General features: G+C 40.6%; 18 protein-coding genes. 4 read left to right on the forward strand and 14 right to left on the reverse strand.

The window, feature by feature from the left end; genetic code table 11:
• Nucleotides 1–170 precede the first annotated feature (170 nt).
• Nucleotides 171–896, forward strand: a complete 726-nt coding sequence (locus tag CEF17_RS10815; RefSeq protein ID WP_232725489.1) for a hypothetical protein — start codon at nt 171–173, stop codon at nt 894–896.
• A gap of 318 nt (nt 897–1,214) precedes the next feature.
• On the opposite strand, the gene aceA is transcribed toward CEF17_RS10815, so the two are convergent.
• Both aceA and CEF17_RS10825 read right to left on the reverse strand, forming a co-directional pair.
• Nucleotides 1,215–2,501: an isocitrate lyase gene (gene aceA / locus CEF17_RS10820; protein ID WP_100399535.1), complete on the reverse strand. Its 1,287-nt coding sequence runs from the start codon at nt 2,499–2,501 to the stop codon at nt 1,215–1,217.
• A gap of 395 nt (nt 2,502–2,896) precedes the next feature.
• Nucleotides 2,897–4,117 (reverse strand): MFS transporter, encoded by a 1,221-nt coding sequence (locus tag CEF17_RS10825; protein ID WP_054635405.1) that lies wholly within the window; start codon nt 4,115–4,117, stop codon nt 2,897–2,899.
• 115 nt (nt 4,118–4,232) lie between these two features.
• Here CEF17_RS10825 and CEF17_RS10830 point away from each other — a divergent pair, with 115 nt between their 5' ends.
• The gene (locus tag CEF17_RS10830; protein ID WP_198508947.1) at nt 4,233–5,111 is read left to right on the forward strand and encodes a LysR family transcriptional regulator; all 879 of its coding nucleotides are present in this window, start codon (nt 4,233–4,235) and stop codon (nt 5,109–5,111) included.
• A 346-nt stretch (nt 5,112–5,457) separates the two neighbouring features.
• On the opposite strand, the gene hmpA is transcribed toward CEF17_RS10830, so the two are convergent.
• On the reverse strand, nt 5,458–6,705 hold the full coding sequence (gene hmpA, locus CEF17_RS10835) for an NO-inducible flavohemoprotein (RefSeq protein ID WP_100399537.1): 1,248 nt from the start codon (nt 6,703–6,705) through the stop codon (nt 5,458–5,460).
• A gap of 132 nt (nt 6,706–6,837) precedes the next feature.
• The gene (locus CEF17_RS10840; RefSeq protein WP_100399538.1) at nt 6,838–7,212 is read right to left on the reverse strand and encodes a hotdog family protein; all 375 of its coding nucleotides are present in this window, start codon (nt 7,210–7,212) and stop codon (nt 6,838–6,840) included.
• Nucleotides 7,213–7,410: 198 nt separating this feature from the next.
• Between CEF17_RS10840 and CEF17_RS10845 the strand changes: the two genes are divergently transcribed.
• The gene (locus CEF17_RS10845; protein ID WP_100399539.1) at nt 7,411–8,280 is read left to right on the forward strand and encodes an N-formylglutamate amidohydrolase; all 870 of its coding nucleotides are present in this window, start codon (nt 7,411–7,413) and stop codon (nt 8,278–8,280) included.
• A gap of 142 nt (nt 8,281–8,422) precedes the next feature.
• On the opposite strand, the gene CEF17_RS10850 is transcribed toward CEF17_RS10845, so the two are convergent.
• The 3 genes from CEF17_RS10850 to CEF17_RS10860 all read right to left on the reverse strand — a co-directional run bounded on the left by CEF17_RS10850 (nt 8,423) and on the right by CEF17_RS10860 (nt 9,603).
• On the reverse strand, nt 8,423–8,722 hold the full coding sequence (locus CEF17_RS10850) for a spore coat protein (RefSeq protein ID WP_100399540.1): 300 nt from the start codon (nt 8,720–8,722) through the stop codon (nt 8,423–8,425).
• A 13-nt stretch (nt 8,723–8,735) separates the two neighbouring features.
• The gene (locus CEF17_RS10855) at nt 8,736–8,936 is read right to left on the reverse strand and encodes a hypothetical protein (protein WP_100399541.1); all 201 of its coding nucleotides are present in this window, start codon (nt 8,934–8,936) and stop codon (nt 8,736–8,738) included.
• Nucleotides 8,937–9,243: 307 nt separating this feature from the next.
• A complete protein-coding gene (locus tag CEF17_RS10860) occupies nt 9,244–9,603 on the reverse strand; it encodes a SpoIIAA family protein (protein ID WP_157843006.1) in 360 nt (119 codons plus the stop codon).
• A 171-nt stretch (nt 9,604–9,774) separates the two neighbouring features.
• Here CEF17_RS10860 and CEF17_RS10865 point away from each other — a divergent pair, with 171 nt between their 5' ends.
• Nucleotides 9,775–10,776: a DoxX family membrane protein gene (locus CEF17_RS10865; protein WP_054635171.1), complete on the forward strand. Its 1,002-nt coding sequence runs from the start codon at nt 9,775–9,777 to the stop codon at nt 10,774–10,776.
• A 182-nt stretch (nt 10,777–10,958) separates the two neighbouring features.
• Here the strand turns inward: CEF17_RS10865 and CEF17_RS10870 are convergent, their stop codons facing one another.
• The 7 genes from CEF17_RS10870 to CEF17_RS10900 form a co-directional block, all read right to left on the reverse strand.
• The gene (locus CEF17_RS10870) at nt 10,959–11,522 is read right to left on the reverse strand and encodes an MEDS domain-containing protein (protein WP_157843007.1); all 564 of its coding nucleotides are present in this window, start codon (nt 11,520–11,522) and stop codon (nt 10,959–10,961) included.
• 239 nt (nt 11,523–11,761) lie between these two features.
• A complete protein-coding gene (map, locus tag CEF17_RS10875; RefSeq protein WP_100399544.1) occupies nt 11,762–12,508 on the reverse strand; it encodes a type I methionyl aminopeptidase in 747 nt (248 codons plus the stop codon).
• A gap of 83 nt (nt 12,509–12,591) precedes the next feature.
• Nucleotides 12,592–13,713, reverse strand: coding sequence for a cysteine desulfurase family protein (locus tag CEF17_RS10880; protein ID WP_100399545.1), 1,122 nt, complete (start codon nt 13,711–13,713; stop codon nt 12,592–12,594).
• A gap of 200 nt (nt 13,714–13,913) precedes the next feature.
• Entirely contained in the window at nt 13,914–14,213 is a 300-nt protein-coding gene (locus tag CEF17_RS10885) for a spore coat protein (protein WP_100399546.1), read from the reverse strand.
• Between the two features lie 14 nt (nt 14,214–14,227).
• On the reverse strand, nt 14,228–14,458 hold the full coding sequence (locus CEF17_RS10890; RefSeq protein WP_232725490.1) for a hypothetical protein: 231 nt from the start codon (nt 14,456–14,458) through the stop codon (nt 14,228–14,230).
• Nucleotides 14,459–14,516: 58 nt separating this feature from the next.
• Complete coding sequence (locus CEF17_RS10895; protein ID WP_100399547.1) at nt 14,517–15,374, reverse strand: SDR family NAD(P)-dependent oxidoreductase; 858 nt, start codon at nt 15,372–15,374, stop codon at nt 14,517–14,519.
• Nucleotides 15,375–15,451: 77 nt separating this feature from the next.
• Nucleotides 15,452–15,847, reverse strand: a complete 396-nt coding sequence (locus tag CEF17_RS10900; RefSeq protein ID WP_157843008.1) for an HPr family phosphocarrier protein — start codon at nt 15,845–15,847, stop codon at nt 15,452–15,454.
• Nucleotides 15,848–16,053 lie beyond the last annotated feature (206 nt).

The following is a 16,053-nucleotide window of genomic DNA, read 5'->3' on the forward strand; positions in this document are numbered from 1 at the left end:
ATTCCCGAAGGCTTCTTGCTCGCTTTTGTACAAGCAATTACTCATAAAAATCAGCTTTGGCAGAGCCTTCTTTCTAAGTTATTTTCCATATGGCTCCTATTTTTTCCTTCTTGTTTTGCTTTTAAATTCACTTCCATTGGGGTAGGGAAGTTGTAATTGAGGTGGAAATGATGATTCTACTACTAAGCTTTCTTTGCGCCCTTGGTTTTGTGGCCGTTCACATAGCTTCTAAGTATCTAACCTTTTTACATGTCATTCCCAGGAGTAAACTTTTATCCGGAATGGGCGGCGTTTCAGTGGCATATATCTTTATTCATATCCTGCCAGAGCTGAATGCCTTTCAATATGAACTCGGTTCCGGGGACACTTCCGGGCTTTTTATGGACAACCCTGTTTATTTTGTAGCAATGATTGGGCTTGCTGTTTTTTACGGATTAGAAAAAATGGGAAAAGTCGTTAGAAATACACCTTCAAAAGCTAAGAAACACCCTTTCCCATGGCTATTTTGGATTCATATGTTTTCTTTTTTCACTTATAACTTTTTAATAGGTTATTTGTTAATTCAAGAGGAATCCAACAATGTTACTGAGTTGACCTTGTACTTTTTCGCCCTTTCTCTTCATTTTTTATCTAATGATCAAGGATTAAGACAGGATCACCAAAGGATGTATGATCATTATGGCCGCTGGCTGTTAGCTGCTGCTGTTCTCGTTGGATGGACAGTGGGATTCATTTTTTCTATGGATGAAAAAATAGTAACATTGCTCTTTTCTTTTTTAGCTGGGGGCATCATTTTAAATGTGTTAAAAGAAGAGCTGCCAGAGGAAAAAGAAAGCAACTTCTGGGCATTTGCCGTTGGCCTGATCTTTTACGCGGCTTTACTTTCTTTCATCTAACTGCCACTTTTCCCTTGTGGCCGTTAGAAAACCATTCTTTAGTGTTTTAAAGTCCAATCTAATCTGTTTAAAAGACAAATCTTCACGCAGATGGGGGGCAATATGAAACATATACAGGCAAACGAATACGTATGATAACCTGACTGTTCGTAATAACGTATAAGGAAATCACCAACCACTTTTATCACAACGAATGTTAATGACCTTTTATGTAAATTTGTGATTACAAAGAAATAAGAAAATCCCTTGTTTTTCAACACGGGACTCCTTAAAAGTTGAGGCTCCTTTCCAGGAAAGGAGCCTCTTCTAAACATATAATTAGTTCTTTTGGAATTGTGATTCTTCAGTTGAACCTTTTAAAGCAGTTGTAGAAGAAGTACCGCCTGAGATTACTTGAGAAACTTCATCAAAGTAACCTGTACCTACTTCACGCTGATGGCGAGTAGCAGTGTATCCTTTCTCTTCGCTCGCAAACTCAGCTTGCTGAAGCTCTGAATAAGCACCCATACCGCGCTCTTTGTAGCCTCTAGCAAGTTCGAACATGCTGTGGTTAAGAGCATGGAAGCCGGCAAGAGTAACAAATTGGAATTTGTATCCCATTTTACCAAGTTCAACCTGGTACTTCTCGATTGTTTCTTTATCAAGGTTAGCTTCCCAGTTGAATGATGGAGAGCAGTTATATGCAAGCATTTTCCCAGGGAATTTCTCATGGATCGCATCCGCGAACTTTTGAGCTTCTTCAAGACTTGGTTTGGATGTTTCGCACCAGATTAAGTCTGCATACGGGGCATAAGCAAGACCACGAGCGATCGCTTGGTCAATTCCTGCATTCGTACGGTAGAATCCTTCTGGAGTACGTTCACCAGTAATGAATTCTTTGTCTGCAGGGTCGATATCACTTGTAATAAGGTCGGCTGCATCAGCGTCTGTACGTGCGATTAGTACAGTTGGTACACCGCTTACATCTGCAGCAAGACGAGCAGAGATTAAGTTTCTCACAGCATTTTGTGTAGGAAGAAGAACCTTACCGCCTAAGTGACCGCATTTCTTCTCAGATGCAAGCTGATCTTCAAAGTGTACACCAGATGCCCCGGCCTCAATCATACCTTTCATTAGTTCAAATACGTTAAGCTGTCCACCGAATCCTGCTTCGGCATCTGCCACGATCGGAGCGAAGTAATCGATGTCACCTTCGCCTTCCATGTGCTGGATTTGGTCTGCACGCTGAAGGGATTGGTTAATTCTCTTCACTACGTTTGGCACACTGTTTGCAGGGTATAAGCTTTGATCCGGGTACATTTGTCCTGCAAGGTTAGCATCCGCTGCTACTTGCCATCCGCTTAAGTAGATTGCTTTTAAGCCTGCTTTTACCTGCTGAACTGCCTGCCCGCCAGTAAGAGCTCCTAAAGCGTTTACATATGGCTCATTATGCATAAGATCCCAAAGCTTTTCAGAACCTTTTTTTGCTAATGTATGTTCAATTTGCAATGAACCTCTTAATTTGACTACTTCTTCAGCAGAATAAGGACGCTCAATCCCTTTCCATCTCTCTTCATTCTCCCACTGTTGCTGCAGCTGCTGTGCTTGCTCTTTTAAGTTCCCCATAACTCTCATCTCCCTTAATTAGTAAGATTTTATAGAAAGAGAATGATCTTTGCAGTGATGACCAATCCCTGTCTTAACACAAATAACAAAGCTGAAAAGCTGGTAAATCCTGTGTGTCAATCTGTTTTAATACAGTTATTATTTGATGTCTTTATGTTATAACAGACCATAAAATTTGGCAACCTTTATTTTCTAATTTTTAGCGATTTACTAAAAGTTTAAATTTTCTGTTTTTTTAACCCCTTATTTAAAGGCATTTACAAGACATTTCCATATTACACAACCATTTTATAATACCTTCTGTTTTAATACAGTGATTATCCTCACACTATAAAAAAAGCCAAAAAAAGAGGGTGTCGCCAAAAGGTAAACTTTTGCGACCCCTCTTCTGTTATTTACCCATGATTCACTGCGTGTTCAGCAGAATCAATGGACCTTTCCTTTTTTTCAATTTGCTTTAACCTTCTTGTGTAAAAGCTTGTAATGCACAAAATCACGAGTGACCCTGCTATGACACCGTTCCATGCAAACTGGCTCCATAACCATCCATAATAAAAACTGCCAATTCCTCCTCCTAAATAATAAGAGGTAAGATATAATCCCGATGCACTGGCTTTAGCGAAGTCCGCATGCTTTGTCACCCAGGAACTGGAGGTTGAATGAACAAAGAAAAACCCGAAGCTTAAGATTAAGAGTGCAACTACAATCATTGGAAAGCTCGGTACTAAAGTAACAAGTAAGCTTATTACCATCAAGGAAATGCCAATGAGCATAATGGTTGTCTGCTCCAGCCGCTCTGCTGCTTTTCCTGCTAGTGTTGAACTGACCGTCCCGGCAATATAGGTTAAATATAAAATGCCCAAAACAGATGTTGATACGTAAAAAGGCGGTCCGCTTAATAAGTAGGTCACAAAGTTAAAGATCCCCATAAAAACAAAGAAATGTAACCCGCCAATAATATATGCATAACGCATCGGCTTATTTTTCAGATGCTCCCAATTGTTTAGAAAGAGTCCTTTCAGCTCTAACGGCTTCGACTGAAAGTTCCTGGAGGAGGGCAAGGTTACAGCAACAATGGATAGGATGAGGACGCTGAGTACACCCATTACGGCAAAGGCTGTGCGCCAATCGGTGAAATCTGTTACTACACCACTGAGAAGCCTTCCTCCCATTCCCCCAATGCTGTTTGCGCTTATAAATATACCAATTGCAACTGCTACACCCTTTGTGGAATACTCTTCACTTATATACGCCATACATGCTGTAGGTATCCCGGCCAATGCTATCGCCTGGATAACTCTTATGAAAAGGAGCACTTCAAAGCTTGGAGCAATAGCTATAGCAAAGGTAGCAAGCGTGCCAAGCGTCATGGCAGCCATAATAATGATTTTTCTCCCGTACGCATCCGATAACGCACTGTATAGAAAAAAACTTACTCCAAGACCAAGTAGCGCCAGGGAGATGGCTAAACTTGAGACAACAGGTGTTACTTGAAACTCCTCGGAAAACAATGGGAGAAGAGGCTGAGGATAATAGATATTAGCAAATATCAGAATAGAAGACAGACCTAAAGCAAGTGTTGCCTGCCAAAATGCTTTTGTTTTTAATTCAATCATTTGATTCCCTTCCTTCATATCTCTCTTCTTATGCTAGCATGGTATTTTCCATAAATAAAATATATAATATTTATAGTTTCTATAACTTTTAAGAATGAAAAGAAAGAGGGATAACATGGAATCAAGGCAGCTGCGTCATTTTGTCGAAGTCGCTGTGCAAAAAAGCTTTACGAAAGCTGCTCAGCAATTACATATTGCCCAGCCAGCAGTGAGTAAATCTGTAAAAAACCTGGAAGATGAAATTGGGATACCTCTTTTTGCGAGAGAGGAACGGACGATTCAGCTGACCGAAGAAGGGAAGAGATTATTTGTCCATGCTACTTCCATTCTGAATCAAATGGAACAGGCTGTATTGGAAATGGAAGAATTGAAAGGGCTTAAAACTGGAAGGGTGAGGATTGGACTTCCTTCCATGGTGGGTTCTTTTTATTTCCCTGAACAATTTGTTGCCTTTAAGAAAAAATATCCTCAATTAGAATTGTCGATTTATGAGGCTGGAACCACTCGCATCCGTGATGATATCAGAGAAGGAAATATCGATTTGGGGACAATTGTTATGGATGATGCGACCAAAGATTTAATCACACACCCCTTTTTAAGAGAGGAAATGATGGTTGTCGTACCTGCTTCTCATCCCTTTGCTTCGTTATCTTCCATTTCATATGATCAACTGCTTACAGAGCCTCTTGTTTTGTTTAAAGAAGGATATTATCAGCGAAACATTATCCATAAAATTGAGCAGGCAACAGGCAGATCTCCTCATATCGCTTTTGAAACCAATCAAATTTCAATGGCTAAATCATTAACTCGCAAAGGGTTAGGAATAACGATTTTTTTAAAAATGGTTATTAGTGAAGACCGTGACCTTGTTGGAATACCGTTTAAAATCCCTTTTTCTCTTACCCTTGCACTCTCACACAAGAAAGGGACATACCTTTCTAAAGCAAATAAAGCTTTTTTATCGTTCTTGGTCAATCAGCATGTAAATCATTGAAAAAAGAGACTGCAACCCAGTCTAAAGAGAAGAGCCCTCACCTCAGTGAGAGCCCTTTTTTGGTTTCAGTATTCTAATGGTTGGTTGTTCAAAGGTACACTCGCATGCCTCTAAAGGCTTCAGCTAACCGGTGATGATTAACCCGCTGGATCTTCAGCTCTTGCTTTCCACCAGGCGTCTCGGATTTTTCTACAAGCAAAGCCAAATCTATAACCAGAATCAAGTCGTTTTGCCGGTGGCCCAGCCTGTAAACTTCAAAAGAATGATCTTGCTTTTGCCGCTAATGATCTAGTGGAAGACATGAGGGAAGAAGCATTCAGTGGTTTTCTGCTCCAATGGTCTGTATCTACTTAGGGTTATCTTCCCGTTCCAAATTGTCTGAAGGTCCGAAAAATTCAAAGTGAATTCTTTCTTCCGGTACTCCCCATTCTTTCAGTATAGAATTCAGGGCTTTCATAAAAGGCAAAGGTCCGCAAAAGTAGAATTCTGCATCTTTGCTTACTGCAAGAGAATTCAACCATTCTTCCTCAATAAAGCCTTCTTTATCGTATGCCTTCTTTTGTTTGTCTGATTCATTGGGTAATTCATAGCAGATGTAATATGAAATCTTCTCATTTCTATCAGCCGTATCTCTGATTTCTTGATCAAAAGCATGGACGCTGCTGTTTAGGGCAGCATGGATATAGGTAATCTCTTTTGTTGAAGAATCTTCTGCTGCAGTCTTGAACATGCTTACTAATGGCGTCTGCCCTACACCACCACTTAAGAAAACAGCTGGCCGGCTGCTTGCTTTGTCGAAAAAAAAGTCTCCAGCTGGGGCGGTAAGCTCTACCTTATCACCAGGCTCAATCGAATGGTGCAGGTAATTGGAAACAATGCCAGCAGGTGTTTCCCTTCCATCCTCTCTTTTCACGCTGATACGATAATAATCCCTGCCAGGCACCTCAGATAAACTGTACTGACGAATATGATTATATTCTTCTTCCTCTATTATTGCCTTAACGGAAACATATTGGCCAGGCCTGTAGGAAGCAAGACGTCCTCCATCGGCCGGCTGAAGATAGAAAGAGGTAATGACTTCGCTCTCTTTAACCTTATCGATAACCAGAAAACTTCTAAAGCCTTCCCAGCCCCCTGCCTGATTTTCAGCCTCTTCATACATTTCTTTCTCGACTGCTATAAAAACGTCAGCAATCACACTGTACGCCTCTCCCCAGGCATCAAGAATTTCGTCGGTAGCTGCCTCTTGCAACACATCTTTCATTGCAATAAGTAAATACTTCCCCACAATCGGGTAATGTTCTGCCTTTACTTGCAGGCTTCGGTGCTTATGGGCGATTTGTTTCACAACTGGAAGGATTTCATCTAATTTGTCTATATGGGCAGCCGCCGCATAAATCGATTGGGCCAGCGCTCTCTGCTGCTTGCCTTCTGATTGGTTCACGTGATTAAACATATGTAACAGTTCAGGATGATTGGTAAAAAGAAGATGATAGAATTGTTTCGTTATAGCCTCCCCATGTTCTGCCAGTACAGGAACTGTGCTTTTAATAATTGCTATGGTTTCCTCATTTAATTTGTTTTTTGCAGTCATAGAATCCCCCTCTATTTAAATATGTATTTGAAATGCATATTTAACCCTTTATATTTTTATTACAACATTAAAACTGTTTTTTAACAATGAATATTCTCTTTATTATGTTAAAAGCATGTGAACAGATGATGCTTATTTCCTGATAATTCCTGAAAATTCACCTTTCAAGACTACTTCATTTCTCTGATTCCTGCATGAAAACGTGGAAGAAATAACATACTTCTTCTCTTCCTCTGATAATTGTTCTATTTTCACTTTACATTCGATGACATCATTTGTATAAACCGGCCTGATAAATTCAAAGTTCATATTCCGGGCCAGCACGTTATGTTCTCCTCCTACTTTTGTTGGCAGCGTAGCAGTTAACAAACCCTGGACAATTAAGCGTCCCTCTTCATCAGGATGAATATGGTGGCTTCCTTCATCACCTGAAACTTTTGTAAATAAACGTACATCTTCCGTTGTAAAAGATTTTTGAAACGTAATAACATCGCCGACCTGTACCATCTTCCATATCCCCTTCCTTTCCCTGTTCCCTCCCTTTACAAATACGCTGTAACCTCTTATTTTCCTGCTCGGACACGACTGGAAATCCGGTTAATCTCTTGAGTCCTCTACTTGTTCTATTTCTTTTTTATAACCTTGCACGCAAGGTTTTCTCCAGTTTACAATAAAAGAAAATACTCATACGTACGGAGGACAGAAGTGAAATCTTTATATGTAGCGCTATTTATTGCATTGCACCTTCTCCTTACCCCTGAACAGGTCCATGCCAGCACTGCTCAAGATCAGGATATTACGTTAGAAGATATACTTTCCCTTGAAGAACCGTTTGCCGAAAACGACTACAACGGAAACATAGATCACTCTCTGCCCTTTGAATACCGGCCAGGCTCCACTCCAATACTTGTCACGGCTCCCCATTCAGTTGTCCACCTCCGTGAAGGAGAGGAAAAAGCAGCTGAAATTTATACAGGTGCCTTAGGCTTTCTTCTTCATGAGAAAACAGATGTTCATTACTTGTATTCTACAAAAAGGGCTGAGGATGCTAATTATGCTGAAGGCGGCTTATTTAAAGAAGCAATGACACGCATCATTTCCCAATATGATATCCAGTTGGTAATAGACCTCCACGGAGCAGGACGGGATCATGATTTTGCTATTGATCTTGGAACGGTGTATGGAAAATCTCTTCATTCCGGGAGAGTAGAGGAGTTTATGAATCTTTTTTCAAGGCATGGCATTACTGATGTCAGAGAAAATGACACTTTTCCTGCAGAAAACCCTGATACAATTACCCACTTTTCATGGGCACAGTTGGAGACTCCTGCTGTTCAGGTAGAGATCAACCAGAAGTATCGTGATCCAAGAGATAATTTAGGCTCCTTCTTGCAAGTGTACAACGGTCTTGTCGATATTATAAATTCTCATTCAGTTGCTGCGGCGTTATTATCCAATCAGTCTGGAGCCATACCCTTTTGTGGAGGCCACAGGATAGAAACGGCTTTGTGGAAAGCTGCTCCTAAAGAAGGATTTCTTTCTCCTCCACCGCCAATCTGTAGACGCCTGCTGTAAGCCTTTCAACTCTATCTGGCCAAAGTATTTATGTAATAGAATAGAAAAAGCTGACATGCATCCTTTTACGCAATAAAAACAAGCAGACCGTTGAATATAAAAAGGACAACAGTCTGCTTGTAAACTTATATGCTACCACCTTTTATTTCGTTGGCATGTCCAACGCTACATCAGCTTTTTTGAGATCATGCTCTACTTGCTCTTTAATATCATACGCATGGTACATATCATTCTCGATCATATAAGTGGCTATTTTATGGTGAAGGTCGATTGCCTCATTTAATTGTTTTTTCAATACTTTATGGATTTCAGGACTGGCGGTTTCCGTGATTGCAACAGAATAGCTTCTCACTGCGGCCTTAGCAGAAACAAGCATGTCAGTAGCAATCACCTCATCTGTCATTAACTCTTTATTATTCAATTTATCTAAAATACTTGCCATTTTAACACCCTCCTTACTTTGCCTCTTCTAAAATACCTTTTAATTCATTAATTGCATCTTGGGACGTTTTTGCATCTTCTTCTAATAGTTGTTTTAGCTTTTTATCAGAAGCAAGCCCTTGCATCAGGGAAGACTTTGCTGCACAAGCAGATTTAACAGTTAATATTTCATGTACTTCCAAGATTTCATGTTTAGCGTAGGATGATTTTGCCACATTTCCACCTCCTAAGTTTAACTACAATAATGGAATTACCCGTTCCTCGTCTGCTTAAACCCTTAACGAAGATCGGGGCCAGTAGTTTCTCTCGTTACTACCTAAGTTTCGGGCAACCTCTTCTTTCTTTTGCATTCTTTCTTTCAAGTTAAATTAGAAAAAATGGATGCTTTTCGCCTGGATGCCATTTACGACCTTAAGGTTCAAGTTTGAAATGGTCGTAGCCATTTATCTGTCACTTCTCTTTTACTAAATTTAAATAAGCGTGGTACGATTCCTCGTACCACGCTTTTATTACTTTTTTCTCCTAGGAAACAACCCAGTTCTTTGCTTCTTGTTCCTCTTCCAAATCAAAGGAACGGACATTGGCTCCTGTGAGCTTATCCATACCTTTTGCCGCTGCCTTTAGTGTCTTCTGATCTCCGACAAGAGCATACTTTTCAATTTGTTTTAAATCATTATCTTTCAAAAACTTAACGCGGTCATTAAAGGTTGAAACGTCTGCCCCTTCCAAATCAGGCACTCTGACAAATATCCTGATACTCTCATATTCATCCATTTTCTTTTCAACCTCGTCTACAAGCTCTTTATACTCATCTTCTGTAACCTTACTGTCAATTTCATAGGCAAGAATATTTTCAGCACTCCATTCGAGTTTCCGGTTCACGGCTCTCACCTCTTTTAAAATATTAATAGTACTTCTATTTCACGATGACAGAGGATGTAATCATGAAAAATATAGATTTTTGAACTATTTGTGAAGAAGATCACAAACATGAATTCGTATGTTATGCTGAAAAAGCAGTTCAATAATAAAACAATTTCATTGAGGTGAATTATGATCAATAAATACTGGATCACAGCAATCGTGCTGTTAGGTCTTTTTTTTACACCGTTTTTTGCTGACGCTCATGTGAAATGGTTCACAAACGAAGAGCCAGTAAAAGAATCGATCGAAAACATCATTACTCCATTTTTTATGTTTATGACGATTTTTACTGCCTTTGTCCTTGCTATTCTCCCTCAAATCGTCCCAAAAATGATGAAATGGGATATTGTCCAGAAGATAGATAATAAGATGGATGATTACAGAAAGTACAACATGAGTATTTTGCGGTACGGAACAGCGATTGTTCTAATTATTCAAGTCCTTTCAGGGTCATTGTTTGCTCCTGAATTGCATCACCAGCCGAACTGGTTCCCGGTCCTTGCCTGGATTGCGATTATACTCCTATTTGTCCCAAACTTCCTGGCAACAAAAACAGCCGCTGTGATCCTTTTAGGAATGTTCAGTATCGTAGTATATGACTTTGGGATCTTCCACATGCTGGACTATGCTTTCTACCTGCCTATATTCATTATTTTTCTTATTGCAGGCACAAATTACGAAAAGTGGAGTTTTCCGTTTCTTTATTTAGCTACAGGATTGTCTCTATGCTGGGTAGCTGTGGAAAAGCTTGTATACCCATCTATGACGATTGATATTATTGTTAACCATAATGTCCCGACCTTTGGGTTTCCGCCGGAAATCTTCATTGTCATGGCTGCGTTTATAGAATTTATCGTGGGGTATCTTCTTGTAGTCGGAATCTTAAACAGGCTTCTTGCCATTGTCCTTACTGGAATTTTCATGTCCACAACGATGCTGTTTGGCGCTCTTGAATTAGTTGGACATGCGATGATCCACATTATCCTCGTTCTCTTTATTATCGAAGGGACCTCTTTCTACCGACCGCCTGTTAAGATTCACAAAACAGTTATTGAACAAATGATCTTTGTTTTCTTAAACTTCATCTTTGTTCTGGCGACCATTCTGCTTATTTATTATCGTTTTGCTTAAAAAAACTCTGTAAAAGGCTGCAGTTGATCTGCTGGCGGCTTTCCCTTGCTTCACTCCCTTCCTTTCCATCTGAAAAGGGAGGGATAAAAGGAGGGCCTAACCGTCCTACATCCAACACCTGCCTTTCACAGAGTTATAAAAAATTAATGATTAGGTGGTCTTTATTGGTCTGACATTCATTATTATTTCCTTAGGTAAATCGGAGAACGTTTCATTTCATCATCTGTCATTTTAAACTGATGACTTGTACATAATTTTTCTTCAAGTCTTTCACAAACGTCACGTTCATTATAAGCACAGACAGAGACTACTTTCATCTCCCTAACCCCTTCATCTGCCAAATGTTCAAAGGAATTAATCTTAGAAGCTATGTCATCTCTTGCGCCCCATTCCACATGAGCCCAGGTTCGCACTGTCCGATTTTGATCCAAATGAGGAGACAATTTTCTGGCAAATGTAGATATAATAGAGGGCACGTGGAAGTCATCACTTATATAGTAAAACTCAAAGTTGCTGACAAAGCTTACATCTTTCCAGTCTTCCGGTGACAAACAGGCTTTCAACCTCTCATTCAGCTTCACAGTAATTCTCTCATTTTCGATGACAAGGATGAAATCCCCCGTTTCAATCCCTGTCTTAATAAATGCAAGAGCATTGTTAATATACTTCTCAGTATCTTGAAACACGTACAAAATATGACTGTCAGCCTGCTGCAAGTTTAACTCTGCTTCCTGCAATTCCCGCACTTTTCTCCATCCCCTCTTATGCCATTTTTTCACCAGGGTCCTAAACCACATCCATATTTATATTTTACACAATATTCCAAAAGTTATAAATAATTAATTTAAACTATTTTTTATTTTTAGGATGAATTACGTCTTATTGTTGGTTTTCTTAATTGATATTTTAAAAACTTACCTCAGGCTTTCACTATACAGTCTAAGTAAAAGTGCCCTCTTTCCTCAGGAGAAAAGAAGGCACATATTCATTGTTCCGTCAGTATTCGAGGACCATTGGCCGTGACGGCAAGAGTGTGCTCATACTGGGCTGACAGGGATCCATCAGTTGTTCTTGCCGTCCAGCCGTTTTTATCGAGCTTGCTCATCCACTTTCCCATATTAACCATCGGTTCAATCGTTATAACCATGCCTTCCTTCAATCTCTGACCTTTGTCTGGAGAACCAAAGTGGGGAATTTGTGGTCCTTCATGGATGGTAGGCCCTATACCGTGACCGGTAAAATCCCTCACAACAGAAAACCCTTGTTCCTCCACATATGATTGAATGGCATGGCCAATATCGCCAATCCGATTACCTGATATAGCCTTTTCAATCCCTTTGTATAAAGAAGTTTTTGTCACTTCTAATAGGTGCTTCACTTCTTCAGAAACCTCACCCACTTCATATGTCCACGCTGAATCAGCCAGTCCCCCATTAAGGTTCACAACCATGTCTATTGTCACAATATCCCCATTTTGAAGAGACTTCTTCCGGGGAAAACCATGGCAGATTTCATCATTAATGGAGGCACACGTAGCATACTTATATCCCTGGTACCCTTTTTGTTCTGGGGTGGCCCCGTGTTTTTTTAAGTACTTTTCTACAAACTTGTCAATCTCATGTGTAGTAATCCCCGGCTTGATGAGCTTTGCAAGCTCTCTGTGGCAGGAGGCTAACAGCTTACCTGCTTCTTCCATTTGCTTAATTTCTCTTTCTGACTTTAAGGTAACCATCTTCCTGTCTCCTTGTTTTCAACATGTTCTTATAGTATATGCTTCCTTATATTACGTTGCTTCTTTTGTATGAACTAAGGATATTACTGAATTCGTGTTTTCAATAAGGATAGGGCCTGATCAATCTCTTCTTTTGTTGTAAACCTTCCCAAGCTGAAGCGCACGGCACCCATCCCCCTTTCTTCTTCTACTCCCATGGCCCGGAGTACAGGGGAAAGGTCGACACTTCCCGCGTGGCAGGCTGAACCTGTTGAAGCTGCAATTTCAGGCACGGCCTGAAGAACGTCCTGGCCTGCACGATGGTGAAAGTTCACATTCAATGTATTGGGAAGAAGGTGATTGAGCTTTCCATTTAACGATATGTCTTCTCCAAACGAGATTTTTAATTCTTCCCAAAAGTAATTCCGAAGCTTCTTTATACGGTCCTGTTCTCCCTCATTGCGTTTGGCCAGTTCACATGCCTTACCAAGTCCGGCAGCAAAAATTACATTCTCCGTGCCGGCTCGTTTGCCCATTTCATGGCCCGCTCCATGAACTAAAGACTCAATCTCAATGCCTTCCCTGATATATAACGCTCCAATACCTTTTGGAGCATACAGCTTATGACCTGCAAGACTGAGAAAATCCACTTGAACATCCTGTACATCAATAGGAACCTTTCCTGCCGACTGGGCTGCGTCAGTATGAAAATATACTTGACTCTGCTTGCAGATCTCACTGATTTCTTTGATAGGTTGAATCATGCCAGTTTCATTGTTAGCATGCATTACTGTCACAAGTATCGTATTCTCCGTTATTGCTTCCTCAATGGCGAGAGGGTCTACTCTGCCCGTTTCATCCACAGAAACATAGGTTACATCCGCCCCTTCACCCTCAAGAAACTTGCACGTATTTCCGATAGCCGGGTGTTCAATGTTTGTTGTAACAATGTGATTGCCCTTATCTTTACTAGACTGCAGAACCCCTTTTAATACATGGTTATTAGACTCCGTCCCGCCGCTTGTAAAAATAATTTCGCCTGCTGTACTGTTGATCAGCCCTGCCACTTGCTTTCTTGCTGTTTCTACTGCCTTTTTTGCTCCAATGGATGCATAATGGGAAGCGGACGGGTTTCCGAAATGAGCGTCCATTAAGGGTAGCATTGCTTCTTTAACACCGGGGTCAAGAGGAGTGCTGGCATTATAATCTAAATAAATGTTTTCCATATCTACTCACCTTTTAATTAAATTCTTCCTTAGCTGAGAAAGTAACAAATATGTATGTTTTCTTATTTTAATCATATCAAAGTGTAGAAAAGAATTCACAGCAAGCAGCTTTTTTCTCCCCTTCCAGCAAGGAGAACTGTTTTTTCGTGCCTCCCTGACGAACTTAAAAAGAGACTGCTCTTTGGCAGTCCCCTGGCAACTTATGCATCAAAGTGATCATCAGGATGGAGGTTGTTCTGCATAAATTCCTGCACTTCTTCTATCTGTGCAGGAGTAGCCACCGCTGTCTTGTACCATCCTTTTCCTTCCATTTGCTCAAACAATTTATACTGATTCACGCTGCACGTATCAAACCATTGATGGTAAATTTCCCGAAGCTCCCCGTGGCTTGTCTCTAATAGGGTATTGCTGATGCTTCGGCACCGGCCTTTTTCAAGTTCTAAACAAAGCTGCACTAGTTCACGATCCGTAAGCCCGCGGCCCTCAATATTATTAGGCATAACGAACGCCTCCTTTATTGAACCATTCTGGATTTATTGAAATACTGAGACAAATCAGCAATATTGAACTGATGCACTTCAGCAAGGTCCTCGAGCATGGAGCGAAGATCATGATCGCTGCATTGAGCAGCACACCAGTTCATCGTCTTTGCAATAATCTCCTCTGCCCGAATTTCATCTTCAATAAATGCAAGCTCTTTGGTTGTCAGTTCATGTTTCATCACTCTTACCCCTCTCTTGCTCATAATATCTCCTGGGTAGTATTTGTCTTTCTTTCCTCCTTATCCATGGAAACATTTGTTGTCAGTTTTTCACGCCCGTTCGCTGTCTAAGCTCCCTGAGGACAAGCTTTTTCCAAAGAGAAAAAGGAAGAAACCTTCGAAGAAGAATCATGCCTCGAATCCCTTTTCCAACCTGTATCCGGAAAGGAACTTTCTTTCTTGTTGCTGCTCTATAGACTGCCTCTGCCACCATGTGAGGATCTTGAAAGGAACCTTTTCTTGCCAGGATATCTGAAACCAGAGCCTCTTCCTTTCTGTTCAGTCTGCTTTTTTCTTTTCTCTTAGACCATTGTACTGATCCTTTTTCCCAAATATCGGTTTGAAATGAGCCGAGCTCAAGTAAAAAGGCTTCAATACCGGTACCGTCCAGCTCGTAGCTTAGCGACTCTGTCATGGCCTCTAATGCATGCTTAGAGGCCGCATATGGGCCAATTACAGGAAAAGGAATGAGACCGCTTACGCTGCTTATATTGATAATCCGTCCACCTTTACTTTCTCGCATATAAGGAAGAGCACCTTGCGTAATTGCTGCCACGCCAAATACGTTGGTTTCAAATTGCTGTCTTAACTCCTCTACTGGAAAATTCTCCATATAACCTGCTGCAGCATACCCTGCATTATTAACAAGGACATCGATTCTTCCTGCTTCCTTAATCACAGCCTTGACTTCTTCTTGAATATCCGCGCTGGTAACATCAAGTTTTTTAAAATGTATGTATTCAAGCACATTCAAGTCCTTTGCCCGAACATACAGTGGTGAATTTGCTTTCTCATTTCTTAAGCCGGCAATGACTTTCCACCCCTTGCTCGCAAACAGCAGAGCCGTTTCCATTCCAATCCCTCTCCCACTACCGGTAATAAGCACTACCCTCTCTGTCATAAATCTCCTCTTCTCTTTATTATTTTACGCCTGTAAAGAAAAAGACGTCCTTTTCAGGACGCCGTTACGCTCTATAATTAATGTCTTGTCGTTTTTAAATATGATTTCGCAAGATTTCTCACGTCAGGAGACCAGCATGTCAACGAAGACGTCATCGCTTTTTCCACGGTTTCCACGCCTTCTTCTTCATAGTAATCGAGAAGCTCCTCACCAAGGTCGGCCTGCTCTACAAACGTAACGATGGCATTCACCAATTGGTCAGCATCATCGCCCTTTGCTTTTACGTTCACAATCTCTCCTACACGCACAGTGGTTAAAAGAGACATCATCCCTAGAATACTTTTTCCGTTAGCCATCTTTTCCTTCTTTTCAAAAAACAACTCACTGTCATACTGCTCATTTAAATGTACAAATTCAACCACCTTATGAACGCTCAAGCCTCTAAATAACGACAAACTTTCCTGCCGCTCCATTGAGATCATTCTCCCTTCCATGAAATCCATACCCATTATAAGCCTAAATTCTGGGTAATTCTACCCTTTCGTAAGGAATGTTCACAGAAGAAAAACATTCTAATTATTACGAATTGATCAATAATTAATATAGTTCTTTAATAAAGCTGAAGAAGCTTTTGATGAATGATTTCTATATTTACAAAATAGGATGAAAAGGGTACGTT

The sequence above is a fragment of the Bacillus sp. FJAT-44742 genome (assembly GCF_002797315.1).
GTDB lineage: Bacteria > Bacillota > Bacilli > Bacillales > Marinococcaceae > Thalassorhabdus > Thalassorhabdus alkalitolerans.

Coding starts and splice junctions, on each gene's coding strand:
- CEF17_RS10840 (WP_100399538.1), bottom strand. CDS start 7,212: ATGGTACAGGTCGGCGATGTTATTACGTTTCAAAAATCTTTTACAACG.
- CEF17_RS10890 (WP_232725490.1), bottom strand. CDS start 14,458: ATGAGCAAGAGAGGGGTAAGAGTGATGAAACATGAACTGACAACCAAA.
- CEF17_RS10895 (WP_100399547.1), bottom strand. CDS start 15,374: ATGACAGAGAGGGTAGTGCTTATTACCGGTAGTGGGAGAGGGATTGGA.
- map (WP_100399544.1), bottom strand. CDS start 12,508: ATGGTTACCTTAAAGTCAGAAAGAGAAATTAAGCAAATGGAAGAAGCA.
- CEF17_RS10815 (WP_232725489.1), top strand. CDS start 171: ATGATTCTACTACTAAGCTTTCTTTGCGCCCTTGGTTTTGTGGCCGTT.
- CEF17_RS10880 (WP_100399545.1), bottom strand. CDS start 13,713: ATGGAAAACATTTATTTAGATTATAATGCCAGCACTCCTCTTGACCCC.
- CEF17_RS10830 (WP_198508947.1), top strand. CDS start 4,233: ATGGAATCAAGGCAGCTGCGTCATTTTGTCGAAGTCGCTGTGCAAAAA.
- CEF17_RS10850 (WP_100399540.1), bottom strand. CDS start 8,722: ATGGCAAGTATTTTAGATAAATTGAATAATAAAGAGTTAATGACAGAT.
- CEF17_RS10865 (WP_054635171.1), top strand. CDS start 9,775: ATGATCAATAAATACTGGATCACAGCAATCGTGCTGTTAGGTCTTTTT.
- hmpA (WP_100399537.1), bottom strand. CDS start 6,705: ATGACTGCAAAAAACAAATTAAATGAGGAAACCATAGCAATTATTAAA.
- CEF17_RS10885 (WP_100399546.1), bottom strand. CDS start 14,213: ATGCCTAATAATATTGAGGGCCGCGGGCTTACGGATCGTGAACTAGTG.
- aceA (WP_100399535.1), bottom strand. CDS start 2,501: ATGGGGAACTTAAAAGAGCAAGCACAGCAGCTGCAGCAACAGTGGGAG.
- CEF17_RS10900 (WP_157843008.1), bottom strand. CDS start 15,847: ATGGAGCGGCAGGAAAGTTTGTCGTTATTTAGAGGCTTGAGCGTTCAT.
- CEF17_RS10825 (WP_054635405.1), bottom strand. CDS start 4,117: ATGATTGAATTAAAAACAAAAGCATTTTGGCAGGCAACACTTGCTTTA.